Annotated in this window: 15 protein-coding genes and 2 riboswitches; of the genes, 1 reads left to right on the top strand and 14 read right to left on the bottom strand. The window is 37.1% G+C overall.

Annotated features, from left to right (window positions below; all coding sequences use genetic code 11):
* Positions 1–168 precede the first annotated feature (168 nt).
* The 10 genes from C4F50_RS25150 to C4F50_RS25105 form a co-directional block, all read right to left on the bottom strand.
* Complete coding sequence (locus tag C4F50_RS25150; RefSeq protein ID WP_194141391.1) at positions 169–633, bottom strand: cupin domain-containing protein; 465 nt, start codon at positions 631–633, stop codon at positions 169–171.
* 71 nt (positions 634–704) lie between these two features.
* On the bottom strand, positions 705–2,180 hold the full coding sequence (locus tag C4F50_RS25145) for an aminotransferase class V-fold PLP-dependent enzyme (protein WP_194141390.1): 1,476 nt from the start codon (positions 2,178–2,180) through the stop codon (positions 705–707).
* Between the two features lie 199 nt (positions 2,181–2,379).
* Positions 2,380–3,363, bottom strand: coding sequence for a TlpA disulfide reductase family protein (locus tag C4F50_RS25140; RefSeq protein WP_194141389.1), 984 nt, complete (start codon positions 3,361–3,363; stop codon positions 2,380–2,382).
* Between the two features lie 237 nt (positions 3,364–3,600).
* A riboswitch (SAM riboswitch) is annotated at positions 3,601–3,699 on the bottom strand.
* A gap of 177 nt (positions 3,700–3,876) precedes the next feature.
* Entirely contained in the window at positions 3,877–4,821 is a 945-nt protein-coding gene (locus tag C4F50_RS25135; protein ID WP_194141388.1) for a DUF4465 domain-containing protein, read from the bottom strand.
* Positions 4,822–4,885: 64 nt separating this feature from the next.
* Complete coding sequence (locus C4F50_RS25130) at positions 4,886–6,109, bottom strand: hypothetical protein (protein ID WP_194141387.1); 1,224 nt, start codon at positions 6,107–6,109, stop codon at positions 4,886–4,888.
* A 4-nt stretch (positions 6,110–6,113) separates the two neighbouring features.
* On the bottom strand, positions 6,114–7,355 hold the full coding sequence (locus C4F50_RS25125) for a hypothetical protein (protein WP_194141386.1): 1,242 nt from the start codon (positions 7,353–7,355) through the stop codon (positions 6,114–6,116).
* 39 nt (positions 7,356–7,394) lie between these two features.
* Positions 7,395–8,678: a PKD domain-containing protein gene (locus tag C4F50_RS25120; RefSeq protein WP_194141385.1), complete on the bottom strand. Its 1,284-nt coding sequence runs from the start codon at positions 8,676–8,678 to the stop codon at positions 7,395–7,397.
* Between the two features lie 5 nt (positions 8,679–8,683).
* Positions 8,684–9,829: a DUF5074 domain-containing protein gene (locus C4F50_RS25115; protein WP_194141384.1), complete on the bottom strand. Its 1,146-nt coding sequence runs from the start codon at positions 9,827–9,829 to the stop codon at positions 8,684–8,686.
* Complete coding sequence (locus C4F50_RS25110; protein WP_194141383.1) at positions 9,826–11,871, bottom strand: TonB-dependent receptor; 2,046 nt, start codon at positions 11,869–11,871, stop codon at positions 9,826–9,828. The genes C4F50_RS25115 and C4F50_RS25110 overlap by 4 nt, the downstream gene beginning before the upstream one ends.
* 112 nt (positions 11,872–11,983) lie before the next feature.
* Positions 11,984–12,184: riboswitch (cobalamin riboswitch) on the bottom strand.
* 180 nt (positions 12,185–12,364) lie between these two features.
* Positions 12,365–14,227 (bottom strand): TonB-dependent receptor plug domain-containing protein, encoded by a 1,863-nt coding sequence (locus C4F50_RS25105; protein ID WP_194141382.1) that lies wholly within the window; start codon positions 14,225–14,227, stop codon positions 12,365–12,367.
* Between the two features lie 66 nt (positions 14,228–14,293).
* Between C4F50_RS25105 and C4F50_RS25100 the strand changes: the two genes are divergently transcribed.
* Positions 14,294–15,784 (top strand): aminotransferase-like domain-containing protein, encoded by a 1,491-nt coding sequence (locus C4F50_RS25100; RefSeq protein WP_194141381.1) that lies wholly within the window; start codon positions 14,294–14,296, stop codon positions 15,782–15,784.
* 198 nt (positions 15,785–15,982) lie between these two features.
* Here the strand turns inward: C4F50_RS25100 and C4F50_RS25095 are convergent, their stop codons facing one another.
* The 4 genes from C4F50_RS25095 to C4F50_RS25080 form a co-directional block, all read right to left on the bottom strand.
* Positions 15,983–16,537, bottom strand: a complete 555-nt coding sequence (locus C4F50_RS25095; protein ID WP_194141380.1) for an REP-associated tyrosine transposase — start codon at positions 16,535–16,537, stop codon at positions 15,983–15,985.
* Between the two features lie 548 nt (positions 16,538–17,085).
* Positions 17,086–17,724 carry an NAD(P)H-binding protein gene (locus tag C4F50_RS25090; protein WP_194141379.1) on the bottom strand — a complete coding sequence of 213 codons (639 nt, stop codon included), beginning with the start codon at positions 17,722–17,724 and terminating at the stop codon, positions 17,086–17,088.
* A gap of 106 nt (positions 17,725–17,830) precedes the next feature.
* Positions 17,831–18,670 (bottom strand): DUF4249 domain-containing protein, encoded by an 840-nt coding sequence (locus C4F50_RS25085; protein WP_194141378.1) that lies wholly within the window; start codon positions 18,668–18,670, stop codon positions 17,831–17,833.
* Positions 18,671–18,674: 4 nt separating this feature from the next.
* Positions 18,675–21,287, bottom strand: coding sequence for a TonB-dependent receptor (locus C4F50_RS25080; RefSeq protein ID WP_194141377.1), 2,613 nt, complete (start codon positions 21,285–21,287; stop codon positions 18,675–18,677).
* Positions 21,288–21,382: the final 95 nt, after the last annotated feature.

The following is a 21,382-nucleotide window of genomic DNA, read 5'->3' as shown; positions in this document are numbered from 1 at the left end:
AGTTTTGTTTCTTTTCTGTTGATTTACCGTTCTTTGCGTAATAATTTGGTCTGTTTGCCCGCTTCAAATTGTGACGCGGATTTCTTTAGATTTCATTTATAAATCCGTTTCTGAAAGCGATCGGGATTGCAAAGGCCGATTTGCCTTAGCAGCGACTATACTTTTGATTTATTCTGCATCTAATAAAACAGCCAATTGAATACACGGTAATTCGGATCGGTTACTCCAAGCGTGATTGGTACCTCGTTGAATTACAATGTCTCCCGCTTGCAGTAAAGTTTCTTCTTCGTCAACGATCAAATAGATTTCGCCCGAAATGATAATGATATAATCTAAAGTATCGGTCTGGTGCATCAGCGGATGCGGCTGTCCTTCTGGCGCGACAATTCCTAAATCTTTGTCGGGTGGAATCTGCACGTACCGAAAGTAGCTTCCGTTTCGCGGCGTATTGGGGAACGCGGTATTTTCAATGCTTTTTTCTTCGAATTTTGCGGGTGTGCTGTCTGTAGACCAGATATCAGAAATGATTAATCCCGGAAAATGTTCTGATACGTTGGTTACAATGGCGTCTTGTTCTATTATAGATTTTCCGTTTCGTAAACCTGTTACGACTCTTCTTGGTATTGTTTTCATTTATTTTTTTGGATATTCTTTTTTATGATTTTAGAAAATCTGTGCTAATCTTTTTATCTGAGGCAAAAAAATTATTCCAGTCTAAACCATTCTTCGACCTCTTCTTTGATATTTTCTTCAATCAGAATGCTTTCAAACTCATTGGTCGCTGTATTGTAACGATAATCTTTCTGCCATGTTTTATAATTTAAAGCAACATTCTGAATCGCATCGCAGATAAACAAAAGTTCTTCATTGGTCATAATCGGATGCAGGGACAAACGCACCCAGCCCGGTTTATTGGTTTGGTTTTTCTCTAATAATTCGTTGGTAATTGCTTTGGATCTTTTCTCATCAATATTGAACAAATAATGCGCATACGTACTCGCGCAAGACCAGCCGCCGCGAGTCTGGATTCCGAAACGGTCATTTAAAAGTCTTACGATTAAATTATAATGAATGTCTTCTATCACAAAAGAAACACAACCGATTCGGTCACTTTTAAGATCTCCTAAAATTGACAAACCTTGTATTTGCTGCAGTTTAGAAAAACACAGGTTCAAAAGTTCTTTTTCTCTTGCCGCAATTTTTTCGACCTCCATTTGATCTTTTAACTGCAAAGCCAAAGCCGTTCTCATTACCTGCAAAAATCCTGGTGTTCCTCCGTCTTCCCTCACTTCTATTACATCGCTGTAACAATATTTTCCGAGCGGATTGGTCCATTTTACATTTCCTCCGCCGGGATTATCTGGAAAATCAGATTTGTATAATTTCTCGTTGAAAACCAAAACACCGCAGGTTCCCGGCCCTCCCAGAAATTTATGAGGCGAAAAGAAAACGGCATCCAATTGCTGTTCTGGATCTTTGGGATGCAAATCGATTTTTACATAAGGAGCCGAAGCTGCAAAATCTACAAAACAAAAGCCGCCGTTTTGGTGCATGATTTTAGCCAATTGATGATAAGGCGTAATAATTCCGGTTACATTAGAACAAGCTGTAAACGAACCGATTTTTAAACTTCGGTCTGCATATTTTTTTATTTCTGACGAAAGAACTTCGGGAGCTACTAAATTGTTTTCATCTGAAGGCAGAATCACCACATCGGCATTGATTTCGTACCAAGGAACCTGATTGGAATGATGTTCCATATGGGTGATAAAAACGACAGGCTTGTCTTTTTCGTCAAGGTTTTTTCGCAAACCCATAATGCGCTGTAACTTTGATAAAGCGGCCGTCATTCCCGTTCCGGTTGTGACCAAAACATCCTGATCGTTTGCATTGACGTGTTTTTTTATGATATCCCTCGCATGCTGATAAGCATAAGTTGAAGCTTTTCCTGTTTGACTTGAAAATGAATGTGTATTGGCAATCATCGGTCCGATTTTATTACGCATGATATCCTCAATCGGATCATACAATCTTCCGCTGGCTACCCAGTCTGCATAAAGCAGCTGCTGTTTACCATAAACCGATTCAAAACTGTGATTTATACCTATTGCGTTTTTCCTGAAATCAGAAAAGTAACATTCCAATTCGATTGATTCTGTTGTTGTCTCAATAGCATTCATTTCCTTATCATTTTTAATTATTATATTTTATTCTGTATTGAATTCTTTAAGCGAATTCAAAGTGTTTTAAACTGATTTGTCATTTCGACCGAATCGAGAAACCGCGCAGCAAACTCGGCAATAATGTTTTCTAACCTTCTTGGCTGCGAGTGTGATTCTTCTTCCGAGGCTTCGGGATCTAAAGGACAAAAAATGAGGATTATTTATTCAAAAGTGATTTAAGTGTTGATTGTAATTCTTCTCCGTGAAGGTTTTTCGCAACAATAATTCCTTTAGAATCGACTAAATAATTCGCCGGAATAGCTCTTACACCGTACAACTTAGCGACCGCACTGTTCCAGAAAAGCAGATCTGAAACCTGAACCCAGTTCAGATGATCGTCCTGAATTCCTTTTATCCAATTTTCTTTCTTTTTGTCTAATGAAACTGCCACGATGTTGAAACCTTTGTCGTGAAATTCTTTGTAAGCCGCTACGATATTCGGGTTTTCTCTTCGGCAAGGACCGCACCAAGAAGCCCAGAAATCTACCAAAGTATATCCGTTTAGATTTTCAGAAAAACGAACTGGTTTTCCATCAGGATTGTTGGCCGTAAAATCAGGGGCTTTTTTACCAACCGCCAATCCGTCTAGTACGGTAACCAGTTCTTTTAATTCTTTTACATAGGTTGTAGTGTGAAGACTTTTATCAAGAAGTGCAATATTCTGCGTGATCTGATCCGGAGTTAAGCGGTACGACCAGTTTCTGTACAATACATAAGCCGCAACTATAGACTTCGGATTTTCTGTTATGAATTTGCTGATTTCTATGTCATTGCTTTTTCTATACGTGTCAAACAATTGCTGTGGTGCAGAACCTTCGACTACAGAACCGCTGTAATATTTCTTTGGATTTAGTTTTACCGTAATTGGTCCTTTATCCAAGAAAATGTACAACGGCGAATTTGCTGTATTTACACTTAAGCCATACAATTCCGGCGTTTTTACTTTGGTTTTAAAACTAAAGTTTCCGTCTTTCACTTTAACCGAATCAATCGTAGTGAACATTTTATTATGAAACTTTTGCAAATAAACATATTGCGCAACTGTATCGACTACAGTTCCTTTTAGCTGTAAATTGGTTTCTTGTGACTGGGCTTGTGCTAAACCAAAGATTAAGGCAAAACTTAAGAGTATTTTTTTCATTTTTTATAATTAAGATTGGACATGAAAATTCTGCGACCTATTGTGAAATGGTCTTTTGTACTGAACTAAAAAAGGGAGAAATTAACGACGCATTCGAAAAACTAAACTTTGTGTTTCGATCGCAGAAAAATTAAGACGGTGTGATTGGGCTTGTAATAAGAATAGCTTCGCTTTCATTTTAATTTTAAAATAGAGTTATAAAAATTTAAAGCTTATTCAGAATTTCCATGAGAATCTCTCTTATCTATCCGCTGCTGCGGAAGGATTTAGCACCTTATTTACGAACAGGTTGCTAAGACATCACAGGGCCATTCCCTCAGTCTTTCTGGATAAGTCATGCAAATATATATAAATTATATCAAATTAGTAGAGTTTAAATTTATTTTTTTCAAATTTGTTTAAAAAGGAACTCTAAAAATTATTTTGGAACTCTAAAAAAGCCCTATTCTTCTATTCTAATTATAATGTAATTGAAAAAACAAAGAGCCATTTTTCAATGACTCTTTAGCTTTATTAATTAACACGTTTTACGGATAATTTATCCAAGCAGAAATAAGCTGCTGTGTTGATTCCGTACGTTGGATCTGAATCTGTAGAAGCCATTTGGAAAATCAAATACTTTACATTTCCTAAATCTCCCAGATCTGTGGTATTTACATTCACCCAGCCTGTAGGCATCACCAAAGATGAACCCGAATAATCTGCTAACGAATGAACAATCGGATTGGTAATGACTCCAGATTGGTCTACTCCGTAAATTAACAATTCAAAGCGGTCTCCCGATGTAAAGGCTCTTGCAAATCCGTCTCCATACAAACAACCGTAATAAGGCCAAGGATGGATATTGATCTTTAAACCTTGAACCTGATAAAGTCCTGTGTCTCCAATTTTGATCCAGTTAGAGAAATTTGCTTCGCTAAAAGTGGTTCCTTCTGGCGATTGAGGATCCATATAGCTAGACCAATACGCCACAATATAAGGATCTCCGGTTGTTCCCGGTGTTCCGGCAGCGATAGTGCTTGAAGTGCCAAAACCGCTTCCTGCCATTGCCCCCCATTGATGCGCGACCCAATTATTGGATCCTCCCGTACCTGCTGCTCCGTAATTGGTAATATCATTTACATTAGAAACAATAAATCCGTCCCAGTAATTGTATCCCGTAGATGTTGCAGAATGCGAAAATTTAAAAATATCAACGGTTAAATTGGTATTTGATGTATAGGTATCCTGCCAATACTTTCCTCCAGTAGTTGTTGTGCCGCTGCTTAAGAGCGAACTGGTCAAATTAAGAGTTGTAGTGGTTCCTATTGAAGGATCTGTTACCGCAGTTTTTGCGGTGCTGCCTGATTTGTTAAGAACCGAAACTGCTGCTTCATTGCTTAAAACATCGTCATCGCTGCTGCAGGATGAAAAACCTAACAACAAACCTAACGTCAAAAAATAAACTGCTTTTTTCATAATTTATAGTTTTAGGGATTAATAGTATTAGTTAACAATTCTCGAAATACAAATGGGATGTATATTATTTTGCCTGTGTAAAATTTAAATCTGAAACCTCTTCAAAAATACTGGTCAAGGGACCGTTAGCTCCTAATTCTGCAAATGAAGAAACGTACACTTTTACAAAATCGACTCCTGGTAAATGCACTTTTTTACCCTCTTTATCTACTGCCCAGCTAATGTCTATTGAAGGATCTTTGATACCTCCATAACCCCATTCAAAAGTTCCCACATTGAACGCGGTTCCAGCACCATCACTTACGTCTTTTATGGGCACTGTTACTTTTGTACCTTTCAGGGTATAGGAGTCTCCTAACCAATCTGGGTAATAATTAGAAAATTTTCGGGCGGTAGTCTTTGTAATTTTGCCAGATCCGTTTTTGTTATCTTTCCAAGGAAGATAAGCAGTATCGTACTGCCACGCTGCTGTGCCTGCTGCAGGGATTGCAGCAGGATTTGGCTTTTGGTAGGTTACTTCATAATTTTTAACTGTAGTCGCTTTATAATACTCGCTTCCAGCAATTTCGTACCACTCATTTTCATCAGCAATTCCGTTTTTATTGGCATCATAAGCCACCGCAATGCTTACAGGAGCATATTTAGTTGTTGCGCTTCCTGCTGTCATTTTAACGGTAAAATCACGTTTTCCGTAAGCATTAATCACCGTATGGTCAAAAGCGGTAACAATATAGCCTCCATAAGTTCCCAGATAAACAGCATTTCCATTATTTAAAATTTCCTGAGTTTCCTGAAAAGCTTCGTCTTTTGTGGTATAACTGTAAATCGAATGTGTAGGCGCTGGTACAAAATCGATTAATTTAGATGCTTTTGCAGTGTATGTTTTTCCTGTTTCAGAAACTGTAACTTTAGTGGCTGCTTCTTTAACGATCTTATCTACAGTTACCTTAAGATTTACATCATAAACGGCCGTTTTGGGTACAATAAATAATAATGTTTTGCTGTCGCCAATGATAGAATCTTTTACAACACCGTCTTTTCCTGTCACTTTTGCAGACCATTGGTAAACTGGCGTTTTTCCTTCAGCATTATCGATTGTTATTTCTGGAGCAATTTCGGTTACATTATAGCGTTCTATAGCAAATTCTGCCGCTAGTTTTATAGTAATGACAGGATCTGCAGCGGGCTTTGGCTCTGGTGCAGGTTCTGTTTTTGAGTCATCGCTATTACAGGCATTAAAAGAAACACAAGCCATTAGAACTAAACTATACTTTAAATACTTTTTCATGTTCTTAGTTTTTTGCTGGTTTTAAATTGTATTTTTTTAACAAATGAAGATCTCCTGCTCCAGCAAATACCGCTGCCATTGAAGATTGCTGCTGGCAAAGTCCCATTGGCTCGCTCACACAATTGATTACTTTTATAAAATCGATTCCTGGAAGATTGGCTTTGTTTCCGTTTTTATCTACTGCCCAGTCAATATCGATATCTGGATTTATAGCGTTTGCATATCCCCATTCTGGAGGTGTAGAATACCATAAAGTTGTTTGTCCGGCGCGTGCGGTCTTAAAATCTACATTAAGTCTTGTTCCTTCATACGTTACCGAAGTCTGCGTTTTCCATAACGGATAAAATTCTTTTTTGGCTCTTGGTCGTGCCAAATAATACTTTTCTTCCTTGTTGTTTTCGCAATAAACATGTTCGTAATCTAGAAAAAGCGCACTTGCAGTTACCAAAGGTTCTCCAGCAGGTTTTTTATAATACGTAACTTTAAAATTCTGGGTTGTAGTTGATTTTGTGTGCTGGCTTCCTGCTATTTCATACCATTCGTCTTCATCTGGTTTTCCGTTTTTATTTTTGTCGTACGCCACATAAATTAGTCCCGGTGCCGGCGGATTTGCCTTTGCCCCTGTCGGATTGGAAACATCACCTCCATAAATTCTAAAATCACTAGCCCCTGAAACATTCACAACAGTGTGATCAAATCCTACTACAATAGAACCGCCAAAACCTCCCAAATCTAACAGATATCCCACACTGGTTTTGTCAATTCTCCCTAAAGCCGTTTTCATTACATCTTCTTTAGAATTGCCATCTTTGTATAAATCGTTGGCAAACATTCCCGGTGCTGGATCAAAATCAAAAATTCGGGTGATGTACGCGTTGTAATTCGCTGTTTCGTTTACCACATTTACAATCGTATTTTTAGTTCCTTTTTTATCACCAGCCGTGACATTCAATGTAAATTCGTAAGAACCAGCATAAATTGGCGTAAATCGTAAATCTTTGGTACTTCCTACAATAGAATCGGTAACCTGATCTACCGGATTTTTGGTCATAATCCATTCATAAACAGCATTTGTTCCTGCATCTGAAGGAGCGATATCTAAAACTGTAAAAGTTGGTGTCTCATACTTTTCCTGAAGCGTGATTGTTATTGTATTCGCGTTTTCGTCTGGTTTGTCATCACTGCTGCATCCAACAAAGGCGAATGCCATCGCGGACAATAAAAAATGGGTAACATTTTTTTTCATAATTTGGATATTATAATTTGATTTGATACTGGTTAAAAATTATCGGGTTGGGATATTCTCTCCTAAAAGATGCAGATCTGAAGCTCCGGAAATCTCTGTTGAACTTTCGCCCAGCCAGCCCGCCTGCTGATTCAATCCGTTGTAAACTTTTACAAAGTCTATTGCCGGAAGCTGTACTTTTGTTCCATTTTGGTCAATAGCCCAATCAATGTCTATGGCAGAATCGTTGTCATTATTTGGTGCATTGTCAGCATAACCGTATAAAAATGCATATTGCACATAGTAACTTCCGTTGCCGCTTTCGTCTACTGCATTGTCTGGTAATCGGGTTCCTTTAAAAGTCATTGTCGCCTGATCTTTAAGCCACTTTGGCCAATATTCTAAAGAGTGATTGTAAGCGTTATTTTGCGCCAAGTAACCGTCTTTTCCCTGATTGTCTTTCCAATAAATGTATTCTATGTCTGTAAAAAGAACCGTTCCTGTTCCTCCGCCCGAAACCGGAATTTTATTTGGATCTGGTCTGTGATAGGTTATTTCGTAATTGTGAATTGTTTTTGCCATTTTATGACCGCCGCCCTCGATTTCGTACCATTCATCATCCGGAAGTCCGTTTTTATTTTTATCGTACGAAACCATAATCACGCCCGCTTCACTGCTTCCGCCGCGAAACTCCGCATTTGGGTTTGGATTGGCTTCTGCCCAAAAAGCATTTCCTAAAACTCTAAAGTCCCGTTTGCCTTTTACGTTTACGATACTGTGATCAAAACCAAAAATCACATAACCGCCAAAAGCTCCAAGCGAAATAAGATCTCCGTTTTTCTTGGCTAAATACGAATTTGCTCTTGCCAAAACTCTGTCCGCTGTATCGCCATCGTTTGCCACTGGAAGATCATTTACAAATTGTCCCGGAGCTGGTTTAAATTCAAACACTTTAGAAATAAAGCTTTTTAGTTCTTTGGTTTCTTCTCCAACTACAACAGTTACTTTTTGCGTTTGAGTGGTTCCTTTATCCGTAATTGCAACATTAAAAACATACGTTCCTTCTGCTGCAGCAGCAAACAAAGCTTCTTTTGAAGTGGCATTGGTTAACGAATAATTTTCTGATGAAACGTTAGCAGCCGACCAATTGTAAACGGCATCTGCACTCGCATTACTATTTGAACTTAAAGTCACAATCGCAAAACGCTGTGTTTTAATCTCATTCGTTTGTGGTTCTCCTCCACCCGATCCAGAATTATCATCGCCGCCTGAACAGTTTGTGAGCATTATTGCCAAAACGGCAAATAGTGCAATTCGAAAATGTTTAAGTACTCTTTGATTCATTTTTTTTATTTTTTGGTTATAAAGGCAATATGGGCAGGAATATTTCCCGCTGTAGTTTTCCATTTCAGTTTTCCCTCTGGTGTAAAACAGTAGATATACCCCGTTACGACATAGTTTTGAGCGTCTGTAATATAGATTTCTTTGGTTTCTGGATTTACCTGAAGTCCATACGGAATCATGATTTTTTTGTCCGTTCCGTCGGTAATAATTTTATCGCTGATGATTTTTTTGGTTCTCGTGTCTAGAATTCCATAAGTGATTTTGTTGCTGTTGGTGAGATAACTCCAGGAAACACTGTAGTAATACAGCAGATCGTCGACGAGGCACATTCCCAGAGCAGGAATATCCAGCTGCATTTTTTTCTCGTCTGTTTGGGTATCAATCACAAAAAGGTTTGATGGCGTGTTGTAGTAATCACCGCGGGAGCTTACATAAATATCACCGCGGCTGTCAATACGCATTCCGTAAAGATTAATGCCGACATCAATTTTTTTGATTTCTGTAAAGGTTTCCAAATCAATCACAGAAACTGTTCGATCGTAGTTTGGAACGCGATAACCGCCAGAATTTGCCACATACAATTTCCCGTTATGCACCACCATTTGTTCGGGCTGATAACCAACGGTTACTTTTCTTTTTATTTCTAAAGAAGTAGTATCAATTTCGGCAACAAAACCAATTTCGGCATTCGGATCAATCGCAACAGGACCGGCATACGAACTCACATAGGCTTTGTCTTTGTAAAAAGCCACATACCGACAATTGGGAATGTCGATTTTTTTGATGCGTTTTGCCGACCATTTGTCTAAAACTTCTACCTTATTCGAAACATTTATAACTGCATAAACCTTATCGCCATAAATCTGAATATCGTTTCCGACATCGCCCAATTCTTTTACCACATTCGGATTTCGTTCCGAATAAACATCGGTGGTATAATTTCCTGTACGGTAATTAAAAACGTCGATACTCGCTCGGTTCATTCCCATATTACCTTCGTTAAGAAGATAAAATCCTTCAATCTTTCCGTCACTTCTCGGTGCGGCAACACTTACGTCTGACGAAAGAAATATTGTTTCGTCTTCGCGACAGGAAACCAGCGAAACAGCAATGGTTAAACCAAATAGTATTTTTATAATGCTCTTTTTCATATCTCAAAACTGATTATAAATTTGAATGTTCTCCCCGGCATCGGATAATTGTATATCACCTCATAATGCTGATTAAAAGCATTGTTCACTTCTATCGTGCCATTCAATTTGTATTTATTGAAAGTAAATGCTTTTTGAACGGCCAAATCGTGCGTATACCACGGCTGGACTTCATTTACTTTAATATTATTGACGTTTCCGTTATAGCGTTTTCCAACGTAGATAAAACTGTAATTAAAGTTCCAAGATTCGTAACCTGCATTCAGAATTCCAGAACCGCTGTGCCACGGCGTATACGGAATCTGATCGCCGTAAGAAGATAATTCCAGACCAGAAAATTTGGTAAAATCCTGACTTTGAGAATAGGCATAAGTCAGATTGGCGGCGAGATTTACTTTATCAATATGAGTTCCTAAATTGACAACCGTTTCGATTCCTTTTCCTTTTACCTGTCCGATGTTGGTCATCATCCAGCGGAATAAATTTCCTGTAGGCGCTGCGACAATTTTGTCTTTCGTATTGGTATAATAGGCATCTGCCTGAATCGAAAATTTGTCTAAAAAGCTTTCTTTTACACCAAAATTACAGGTAAAGCCAACGTCGTACTGGTTCATGTATTCTGGTTTTAAAGTACTGGAACCAACCATCGTATAATACAAATCGTTGAAAGTCGGCATTCTGAAAATTCGCTTGGCAAAAGCCCTTAAATTGAAATCGTATTTTTTGAAGGGAGTATAACCCAGAAATAAAGCGGGTGTGAATTCGGTTTTATTAGGCGCTTTGGCGTTGAATTTTACTTCTTCTATTACGCGGGTTGCAAGGACATTTCCTAAAACTTTAAAACCTTCATAGCGATAAGAAGTGGCAAGCGAAACCAGTGCAGTATAACGCTGCGGAAAAGAAAACTGGGTCTGAATTCCTCTTCGGGTTGCATTTAATTTATTGTATTGAAAATCGGTTGACAGCGAAACATCCCAAGTTGGTAAAATGCTGTAGAGATTTACGGCTGAGAAATACGCTTCCTGCTGAAAATAGCTGTCATCAGACTGTGCACCCTCAGTCACTATTTCACCTAAAACACTAGTCGTGTCACGTGCAATGTAATGCGTGTAGTCATAGGCAAATTTTCCTTTTGCCTGAAATTTATATTTTTCAGAGATGTCTTTGGTAAAAAAGCTTTGTGCAAAAAAGTTTTTATCAAACTGCCTGAATCCGTCCCTGAATTTATTTTCTACAATGGCTCCCGGTGCGCCTCTTTCAGAATCATAATAATACACTTTGGCATCCCACGAACCGTTGTTTATTTTTCCATAAACACCCGATTCAAATCGAAAGGCTTCAATGTCGCTGTTGTATCTTGTTGCAGTGGTATCGTAGGCAACGCTTCCGTCCTGATTTTTTCTTTTGTATCTAAATTTATATTCTCCGTTCGATTTAATGTATTCAGAACTCACGCTCAGGCTTACTTTGTCACTCAGTTTTTGTTCCCATCTAAAAGAAGGATCGTGATAATCAATTGACATCGTTTTGTAACGAACGAGCAGATTTGATTTTTTACTCCCAGAGAAAACAGGGCGTTTGGTTCTTAAATAAATAGCCGAGGCCGAAGCAAAATCTTTAGCCGACTGAAAAATTTCACTTTTTTGACCGTTGTACATCGTCAGTGATTCCATGTCGTCAAGCGAATATTTTCCGAGATCCGTCACACCGTTTTGGGCATTTCCGAGTTGGATTCCGTCATAAAAAACACCAACATGATGGGTTCCCATATTACGGACGTCGACCGTTTTTAGTCCGCCCACGCCGCCATAATCCTTGATTTGGGTTCCTGCAAAATACCGGAGCGCATCGGCCACATTATGGCTCGCCAATTTTTCGAGTAGAACTCCCGAAAGACTTTGTACCGGAATCACTTCCTGATAGGGTTTTCCTTTTAAAACAACTTCTTTTAAAACACGCGAACTATCGGTCACTGTCTGCGAATGAAGCAAAAAAGGAAAAAATAAAATAAAAGCTAAAAACGTTTTTCTAAAATGATACATCACGATTTATTTAAAAAAAACTCTCGGTGATGTATTACAAAAACATAGATATAGGCCCGCTGTCCTGCAGCAGGTTACCATCTTGTGTCATCAACTTCATACCACGAAAGTTTTAAACTATGTGATCGTGGCAGGTCTCCTGACTTGTTCCATCTTCAAACGGCCTTCTCATCCCGCAAGCGAGACAATGGCATAAGTAATGTTTAAAGACTTGTATAGAACTTACAGTAGCGGGTCTGTTCAGGATTTACACCTGATTCCCTTTTAACTATTTTTTCTGATGAAAAAACAGACCAAAATCGATGGCAAAGATATAACTAACTTTATAAAAAACGATGTTTAAATAGGTTTTATGTGTGTTATAAAATAATTTCAGTAAACGAGTCGATTTCATAGAAAGTATATTTTAAACATACAAAACCCTGCACAAAATATCAAAAGATATCTCGTGCAGGGCTTTTCTCCATTAACTAATCCTAAAAAATAAGTAAAACTAAAACGTTACAAATTTAGCTCCCAATGTAAACCATCTTGATGGCAGCGGAATTGCCCCCACTTCATAATAGGTGGTATTAAAGATATTCTGGGCATCTAAAAAGATGGTGAATTTCTTAATCGACTGACTAACTCTAAAGTCGTTAATCCAGTAAGAAGGTCCTGTGATTCTTTGGTTAAAACGTGTAGCAAATAATACCGATAGATTTCTATACTGATAATCTATTGTATTGGTTACTTGATGTTTTAAAGAAGAAATTAAATACTTAGAATATATTTCTGTTCGCGAACTCTTGAATTCGGAATCCAAATAGGTGTATCCTAAAACAATATTTAATCTTGAATCTTTAGAAAAATCAAATCTATAAGTACCGCGAAGGTTTACGCCGTTGGTGTTTAAATCTCCTGTGTTCTGACTCTGCCAAGGCTGTGTCGTCAGGTTACGCATCCAATCGATGTAATTATCAATTTTTCTATAGAAATAATTCGCATTTAAACTCAAGGCTTTTCTGTTGAATTTAAATCCGATTTCGCTCTGAAAAGCATTTTCAGAATCTAAATCGGCGTTTCCGATATTTCCGGTTTGTTTCAAATACAAATCGGTAAAGGACGGTATTCTTTGGCTTGTTCCTACATTAGCGATTACTTTAAATTCGTCTGTAATTTCGTAACTCGCATCAATTCCGGGATAAAGCTGCCATTTATAGTCTGAGTTGTAGTTTAAATAAGTTCCGATATTTACGTTTAATTTCTCCGTAAAATTGGTTCTGTATTCTGCGTAGACTCCCACATTTTCGCGGTCGTGATCTCCGATATTTGACGAATGAATATTTTCGTTTCTAAATTCGGCTCCAAAACCCAATTCGCCTTTTCCTAATTTTACCGTCGAGTTTAATTCTCCTGCAATTGAGTTGGTGTAATGCTGGCTTCTTCCCACATTCAGATTAGCCATTCCCAAATAACGATAATCGTCATAATTGTATCTGTAAGTTACCCGCGGCATAATTTTCCAGCTGTCTGTAATCGAATGTTTGGACTGAATATTGGTAAAAGTAGTTTGTACAGCTTCGCTTGAATTTTTGTCGCCCGGCGCCGCGTAGAATGCGTTCGCACCAAATCCGTTGTTGATGTAACCTGCCGAAGCTTGAATTTCATTAGCCTCATTAAACTGTACATTTCCTTGGTAGAAAATTTTATTGTTTTCAAAAGCCGTATTATAGCGGTAACCGTTGCTCTTATCGTGTGATGCAAAAATCATGTGCTGTTGTTTTTCTTTTCCTAGAACAGCACCAACCTGAACACCGTTTCCGTAAAAAGTATCCCCGCTTCCTTCAGTATCTTTTTCAAAATTAGAGCCGGCATACGTACTTACTAAAACTCCAGAATCACTTGCTTTTTTAGTAATAATATTAATCGTTCCCGTTAAACTATTGATTCCGTAAGTTCTTGCCGCTGGTCCTCGCACCACTTCGATTCTTTCGATTGCTTCTACCGGAAGAGGCAGATTCAACATATTATGAGCCGTTTGCGAGTCAATCACTTTGGCGCCGTTTAGCAAAACAACTGTCTGTTCAAAACTACCGCCGTCAACGCTGATGTCTGCTTGAGTTCCAAACGGTCCTCTTTGTCTGATATCAACTCCGTTAGCATATTGTAAAACTTCCTGAAGGGTTCTTCCCGGCAGCTTTTTTATAGTTTCGCTTGTAATTACATAAACATTTCTATTTTCTTTAGAAATAGGCGTACTAAAACGGTTCTGATTAATAATTACCTCGTCAAACTCGAAAATCGAATCTTTCTTGGTTTGAGCGTAAAAATTAGTACAGATAGATGTTAGTACCAATAGATAGATTTTTTTCATTTTGGTTAAAAATTTTGGCAAAAGTAGTACCTTGCCGTACTAATCAAGTATACCAGTTTTGTAATTATGAATAGTCCGGTTGAAATTCCTTTTAAAAGCTTCATTCTGCTTAAACCCGAAGAAAGCACAGCCCTTTATTTACAGATTGTTTTTGAGTTTATAAAGGCTATTCAGACGGGATTTCTTCCTGAAGGAACCAAACTTCCAGGAACCAGAATATTGTGTAAAGTGTTAGAAGTGAATCGAAATACTTTAATAAAGGCGTTTCAGGATCTGGAATCGCAAGGCTGGATTGAAACGCTGCCGAACAAAGGAACATTTATATTATCACAGCAAAAACAAAAAAGCAAAGCCGATTTTACCGTTTCTAAAGAACCAATCTCTTCTGATGCAGCTATTGGTTTTTCATTTCAAAAATCTACAATTCTAGAAAATCCGACAGAGATCAGCAGTCTGCCGTATCAGTTTAACGACGGACTACCCGATTTACGTTTGGTTCAGACCGATGTTTTGGCGAGATTATATGTTTCTAAACTCAAAAGACAGAAAACCTCAAAAACCTACGAGCAGATTCTGCTTCGCTCCCATTCTAATTTTAAAACTCATTTTTCGAATTATCTGAATTTAACGCGTGGTTTGCGTATTGCTACTTCCAATCTTCTTACTACGAGCAGTCACGAAATTAGTCTGTATCTTGTAACCAAAGCTTTGATTGCTAAAGGTGATAAAGTGGTTGTGGCTTCTCCAGGTTATTACAATTCGAATATGACGCTGACCAATACTGGTGCACAGATTATTTCGATTCCGGTAAATGCGGACGGAATTGATACTAAAAGATTGAAAGAGATTTGCGAAACTTCAAAAATTCGAATTTTATATTTGACTTCTAATTATCATTACCCAACGACGATTCCGCTTAACGCGAAAAAAAGAATGGAAATATTGGAGCTGGCGAATCAGTACGGTTTTATTATTTTGGAAGATGATTATGATTTTGATTTTCATTATGACAATAATCCTGTTCTGCCTTTAGCCGCTTTTGATTCGCAGCAACGTGTCATCTACATCGGATCTTTTGGTAAATCGCTTCCGTCTGGATTTAGTTATGGTTTTGTTACTGCTCCTTCCGAATTTATAAAGGAATTAGAAAAACATCAAAATATTTTAGAACCGGGAATCGATGTGATTAAAGAGCAGGTTTTAACGGAATGGATTTCTGAGGGTGAAGCGCATCGGCTTTCAAAAAAAAATAAAAAAATCTACAAAGAAAGACGCGATCATTTTACCGCACTTCTCAATGAAAAATTAAATGGCAGCATCAAATTTAAAGTACCGCAAAGAGGTTTGGCTGTTTGGGTCGAATGGCTGGATCGTTTTAACTTAATTCAATTTCAAAAAGAATGTGCCGCAAATGGATTGTTTCTGCCTAAAACTATCCTCTATCAAACTAAAGATTTAACAGCAACACGTTTGGGATTTGGTCATTTGGAAAAGGAGGAAATGGAAAAAGCAGTTTCGATTTTGAGCAGTTCTTTAAAAAGTATTGTCGGTTTGTAATTTGTTGTCTATATATACGCAATCGTTACGCAATCGTTAGCACGGATTTGTTAGCGCGGATTTGTTAGCGCGGATTTGTAATCCGTGCACGCAAAGCTTGAAAGTAAAATAAAGAAAAAGTGTTAAAAAAAAACCTCAGTTAGTGCAGATTTATAATCCGCGCCCGCAAAGTTTGAGAGAAAAATAAAGAAAAAGTGTTTAAATTAAATCAATTAACACTACCTCTAGATCATTTTCTAAACTTGAATAATTTCTAGCAGAACTAAAATAATAATCTTCAGGAGCGCTCACAGTTTTGTCTTTTACAGGATTATTATGAATATAATTTATTTTTTGTCTTATAAATTTATTACTATAAATAAGTTCTGCGTGATATCCGTTTTGCCAAACTTTAAAATTTTGTTCTTTCTTTAAGTGATCACATGCTTTTTTAAAATTCTCAAGCATCCAATCTCTTCTGCTTTCTGGCTCATTAATAATATTTTGAATTATTTTCTTGGATGTGAATTTTTTAAAATCCCGAATAATATCCGACAAAACAAATCCATTTATGCCTTTACACATCATATGAATGTGATTAGTCATAATACAATATGCATATATTTCTAGACCTTTGTGGTTTTGGCAATATTTCAAAGCTTCAATAATAGCGTTTTTTTGATTTAGCCTGGTAAAGACATCTATCCACTCCACAATCGTTATTGTTATAAAATAAGCGTCTTCTGTGGTCGTTGCTTTATATTTTGTCGACATGTATTATTTTTCAAGCAAAAATATAAAAGTAAAATTTAACTTACAAAAAAAATTTGTATTTAACTCTATCGTAAAAGTTAGCTACGGCAACTTTAAAAGCTGTGTCTGTGCCGACAAAATGTAGACTTGAAATTTACTATTTCATTTCTTTGAGTATGATAATGTATTTTTTTTCTTTGCGTTTAACTTTGCGGGGCACAGATTTCAAATCTGCGCTAACTATTGTGTGCTAACTATTGGGTTCATGCTGGACTTTGAGTATGGGAATGTTTTTTTCTTTGCGTCTAAGCTTTGCAGGCACAGATTGCAAATCTGCGCTAATTATTGTGTTGGTGCTGGGCTTTGAGCATTGGAATTTTTTTTACTTTGGGGCTAAGCTTTGCGGGCACAGATTGAGTATGCGAATGTTTTTTTCTTTGCGTATAAGCTTTGCGGGCACAGATTACAAATCTGCGCTAACTATTGGGTTGTAAATCTGCGCTAACTATTGCGCTAACTATTATGTATACGTACGTTGCGGTTACTGTGCGTTAAGTTTGTAAATTTGGCTAAAACTCAAAAATATGCTCCAACTTGATAATCGTTTTTCCTTGAGGTAGAATTTTTGGTGACTTAGCTAATTTTTGTGCTAAAAGTGAAGTAGAAAGCGGTCTGAATTTCTTTAAAATTCCAATTTTATTCAAAAAAGTAATCAGATTGACTGAGATTTTTTCTCCCATACGAGTTGAGCCTTCGCGTATTAAAGAACCAGGTTGAAAAATAATGTATTGATTAAATAGAAACGATTCTATTTTTTCTTCTAATTCACCTTTCATCTTAGAATAAAAAACACTGCTTTTGGAAGAGGCGCCATAAGAAGAAACTAAAACAAAAGAATTTACTCCATTTTCTTTGGCAATCTGCGCAAATGCAGCTGGAATATCAAAATCAATTTTCCATTGTTTTTCTTTTGATCCTGCATCAGCCAAGGTAGTTCCTAGGCACGAAAATGCAACATCACCTTTAATAGAATCACGAAGTGCTCCAAGATCAGAGAAATCAGTAATCACTTCTATTAATTTGGGATGATTTATCGCTGTTGTTTTTCTAACTAAAATAACAACCGTTTCATAATCTTTGTCATCGAGAAGTGTATCTACAAGGTGTTTTCCTGTTGAACCTGTTGCGCCAATTACAATTGCTTTCATAGAATGAAGTTTAAAAATCAGATTGAACTGAAATTATTAAACTTCTAAGATACAAAAAAAATATCCGGCAGAACTTTTGCTCAAATGCCGGATATTTTTTTTAGAATTATTGTACCTGATAACTTATTTTATCAGCTTCGCAAAGCCTGAAATAACCCAGCGCAAAATTATTCTGTTCGTTGACATTTACGATATTACCTCTAATATTTGCCGGCGGTGCCATAAACGGATTGGCGCTTTGAGCTTCTAAAATTAAATTCATATAATTATAGAAATTCTTAGAAATACCGCGATGCAAAATATTTACAACGTCTCCCGATTTCATATCTTCATTAGAAAAACGAGTGCTGATTTCGTTTCCGTTATACAAATCATCATCTGTAAGTTCATATTCTGGAAACAATAAGAAACTGCTTTGATAATCGGTTAGATAATAATTGGTTTCCTCTAAAGGATCGGTGTAATAAAAAGTCAATTCGATCGCATCTTCTCCCGAAAAATCAGGAACCATTTTTTGTTCTATTTTATTAATCGGCGCAACCGAAGTCAGTTTTTCTACAGCCGTAAAACTTTTTCCTTCGGCGGTTACAAACAACTTATAATCTGAATTAAGAACTGGAACAAAATTAGTGCATTTGTATACTCCAGGTTCAGATTCTGAAAACGTAAAAACATCTCCATTACTGTTTTCAATTCTAACAGCTGCTCCCGAAACTTTTGGTGTTGTGGTACTGTAATACGAAGCCATCTTACTAATTTTTATGACCTGCTCATTCCCCGCAGTTCCTTTCTGCCACACAATTTCGGCATCAATAACAATTTTTGCTTCTCCAGTCTGCAGATCAACATCTACAACTTCTTCGCAAGACGAAAAAAGGATTATCATCATCAAACTAAATAAAGCCAATACTTTATTCTTCCAAATATCTTTTCTTAATCGCTGCATGATATTAAAATTTAAAATTATAAGATACTCCCGGTACAATTCCGAAAATAGACAAACTTCTCGCTTCGTTTACACCCGTATCTTCGTTCGTAGTAAATCGCATTGAAGCGGTATTTTTTCTGTTGTAAATATTATAAATACTAAACACCCAATAGCTTTGCCAGCCTTTCTTTTTGTCTGGTTTTGGTGTATACGTTGCAGCCAGATCTAAGTGATGGTATAATGGCAGTCTGTTTTCATTTCGTAAAGAATAATTCGGAATATTAATACCCCCAAATTCATAGTAACCGTCTGGATAAGTTGCCGGACGTCCGGATTGTAAGGTGAAGTTGGCATTAAAGGACCACTTTGGGTTAAATAAATAATTTCCAACAATATTCAAATTATGCAGTTTGTCGTAAGACGATAAATACCATTTTCCGTCTGCAATTCCAGGCTCCTCCGGCGTTCTTCCTGGAGTCTGCTGTTCTGCTCTCGACAATGTGTACGAAAGCCAACCCGTCAATTTTCCTGTATTTTTTTTAAGTAAAATTTCCATTCCGTACGATCTCGCTCTACCGTTCAAAATAACCTGTTCGATATTGTTGTTAGCCAAAATATTAGCTCCATCTATGTAATCGATTCGGTTTTGTATTTTTTTATAAAAAAGCTCCCCTTCAAAAGAATAATCTCCGTCTTTAAAATTCTGGAAATATCCTGCTGCATACTGGTCTAGAAGCTGTGGTTTTGTAAACGGTCCGCTTGGAGTCCATATATTCATTGGCATTGGCGATTGTGTATTAGACAACATATGAATGTATTGCGCCATTCTGTTGTAACTTGCTTTAATCGATGTATTATCATTAAAAGCAAACGAAATCGCCGCTCTTGGCTCGAAATTATTGAAATTGCTGATCGATTGCCCTTTTTTATAATAAGTTGAACCAGTTGGAGTTCCTTCCTCGTAAATATTATACAACGGGTTGTAAATTACTGCTTTTCCATCTTCATAAGTACTGATTTCTTCGCCTCCTAAACGGAAAAAAGAACTGTAACGAAGACCGTAACGAATCGTCAATTTATCAAAAAACTGATTTTCTAAATCCAGATAAGCACTGTATTCTAAAGCGTATTTTTTATCTAATTGTTTGTAATTAAACTGCGAAGTCGAACTGGTTGGTTTTACAACACCCGGATTAAAATCATAATACAATCCGTCGATTCCGTAATTGACTTTCAATTTTTCTGATTGCGTATAGTTCCAATTGTATTTTAAACCATAACTTTTAATGTTACTGTTCCATTCAAAATTTTCTGCCGACATTCCGAGACTAAATTTATAATCACTGTAAAAAACGGACATATTGGTAATCAATCGGTCAGAAAAACTATGTTTCCAGTTTAAATTTCCCATTGTATTGCCGTAAGTGCTGGCAAATCTTTCGTTTATATCAAAAACATCACTTCCAAAATAACCCGAAAATGCAAGACTGTTTTTAGAATTAAAACGGTAGTTCAATTTGGCATTCAAATCATAAAACATGGCAGAGTTTTTATTATCTGCCAGTTTTAAGAATAAATGTGCGTACGAAGTTCTTCCAGCCAAAATAAAAGAACCTTTTTCTTTCTGAAGCGGGCCCTGAACCAAAAGACGGCTCGATATTAATCCGATTCCTCCATTGACTTTATATTCGTCAAAATCTCCAGTCTGCTGGCTTACATCTAGTACAGACGATACACGCCCTCCATATTTAGACGGAATTCCTCCTTTGTACAAATCCAATCCGCTGATTACATCGGCATTAAAAACAGAGAAAAATCCAAACATATGCGAATCGCTGTAAACCGGCGCACCGTCAAGCATTACCAAGTTTTGATCGGCCGCGCCTCCTCTAACGTTAAAACCAGAAGATAAATCGCCTCCGTTCGTAACACCTGGCAGACTCAAAATCGATTTTAAAGGATCTGGTTCTCCCATAGCGACAGGAATACGCTTAATATCTTCCATCGTCAGCCTGTTGACACTCATTTGTGTATTTCGTACATCAGTCGCTTTGGATGTCTTTACAATTACCTGGTCCAATTCCTGGCTGTTCGATTCCAGATTAAAATCAGTTCTAAAATCTTTATCAATTGCAATCTGTTTTTCCTTGTTTTGATAACCCAGATAACTAATAACAACGGTATAATTTCCTTTGTCTAGATCAATCGAAAACATCCCGTTTAAATCTGTAGTCGCTCCAATTTGCAATTCTTTAATAAAAATATTAGCCCCTATAATCGGCTGATTTGTTTCGTCCAAAACTTTTCCACTCAGCCGGCTTTTTTTTTTAGTCGTCTTAGCTGTTTTTTGTTTTACAAAAATATTATTACCTGTTATAGAGAACTGAATCACAGCATTCTTGTTCAGTTCGTTAATCAGATTTTTAATGTCGACGTTTGTAAACGTTTTCTTTTCTGTAAAATACTTTTGGCTGGTATCTATTTGATCTGTAAAAGCAAATTTAAAGTCGGTTTGACTTTCGATTTGTTTAAAGAATTCTTTCAATGTCAATGTTTTATCTACTGTTACCGTCACTTTTTGTGAGAACATCGATAAACTGAATAAAAAAAAGCACGCGGAAATTATATGCTTCATGAATTTTTGTATTTTTGATTTATATTAAACGGATAGTCTCTTGCTATCCTGACCTTGAGGAGGATGTGTAGTTTCGCGGCTAGTGCATCCTTTTC

It is taken from the genome of Flavobacterium hungaricum (assembly GCF_015182285.1).
In the GTDB taxonomy this organism is placed as follows: Bacteria; Bacteroidota; Bacteroidia; order Flavobacteriales; family Flavobacteriaceae; genus Flavobacterium; species Flavobacterium hungaricum.
Note: the sequence above shows the minus strand (reverse complement) of the source record. Positions and strands in the feature narration are given on the sequence as shown.

Bases quoted from the DNA above. Each gene is read 5' to 3' on its own strand.
- C4F50_RS25090 (WP_194141379.1), bottom strand. From the start codon at position 17,724: ATGAAAGCAATTGTAATTGGCGCAACAGGTTCAACAGGAAAACACCTT.
- C4F50_RS25145 (WP_194141390.1), bottom strand. From the start codon at position 2,180: ATGAATGCTATTGAGACAACAACAGAATCAATCGAATTGGAATGTTAC.
- C4F50_RS25100 (WP_194141381.1), top strand. From the start codon at position 14,294: ATGAATAGTCCGGTTGAAATTCCTTTTAAAAGCTTCATTCTGCTTAAA.
- C4F50_RS25150 (WP_194141391.1), bottom strand. From the start codon at position 633: ATGAAAACAATACCAAGAAGAGTCGTAACAGGTTTACGAAACGGAAAA.
- C4F50_RS25110 (WP_194141383.1), bottom strand. From the start codon at position 11,871: ATGTATCATTTTAGAAAAACGTTTTTAGCTTTTATTTTATTTTTTCCT.
- C4F50_RS25105 (WP_194141382.1), bottom strand. From the start codon at position 14,227: ATGAAAAAAATCTATCTATTGGTACTAACATCTATCTGTACTAATTTT.
- C4F50_RS25140 (WP_194141389.1), bottom strand. From the start codon at position 3,363: ATGAAAAAAATACTCTTAAGTTTTGCCTTAATCTTTGGTTTAGCACAA.
- C4F50_RS25120 (WP_194141385.1), bottom strand. From the start codon at position 8,678: ATGAATCAAAGAGTACTTAAACATTTTCGAATTGCACTATTTGCCGTT.
- C4F50_RS25085 (WP_194141378.1), bottom strand. From the start codon at position 18,670: ATGCAGCGATTAAGAAAAGATATTTGGAAGAATAAAGTATTGGCTTTA.
- C4F50_RS25135 (WP_194141388.1), bottom strand. From the start codon at position 4,821: ATGAAAAAAGCAGTTTATTTTTTGACGTTAGGTTTGTTGTTAGGTTTT.
- C4F50_RS25095 (WP_194141380.1), bottom strand. From the start codon at position 16,537: ATGTCGACAAAATATAAAGCAACGACCACAGAAGACGCTTATTTTATA.
- C4F50_RS25130 (WP_194141387.1), bottom strand. From the start codon at position 6,109: ATGAAAAAGTATTTAAAGTATAGTTTAGTTCTAATGGCTTGTGTTTCT.
- C4F50_RS25080 (WP_194141377.1), bottom strand. From the start codon at position 21,287: ATGAAGCATATAATTTCCGCGTGCTTTTTTTTATTCAGTTTATCGATG.
- C4F50_RS25125 (WP_194141386.1), bottom strand. From the start codon at position 7,355: ATGAAAAAAAATGTTACCCATTTTTTATTGTCCGCGATGGCATTCGCC.
- C4F50_RS25115 (WP_194141384.1), bottom strand. From the start codon at position 9,829: ATGAAAAAGAGCATTATAAAAATACTATTTGGTTTAACCATTGCTGTT.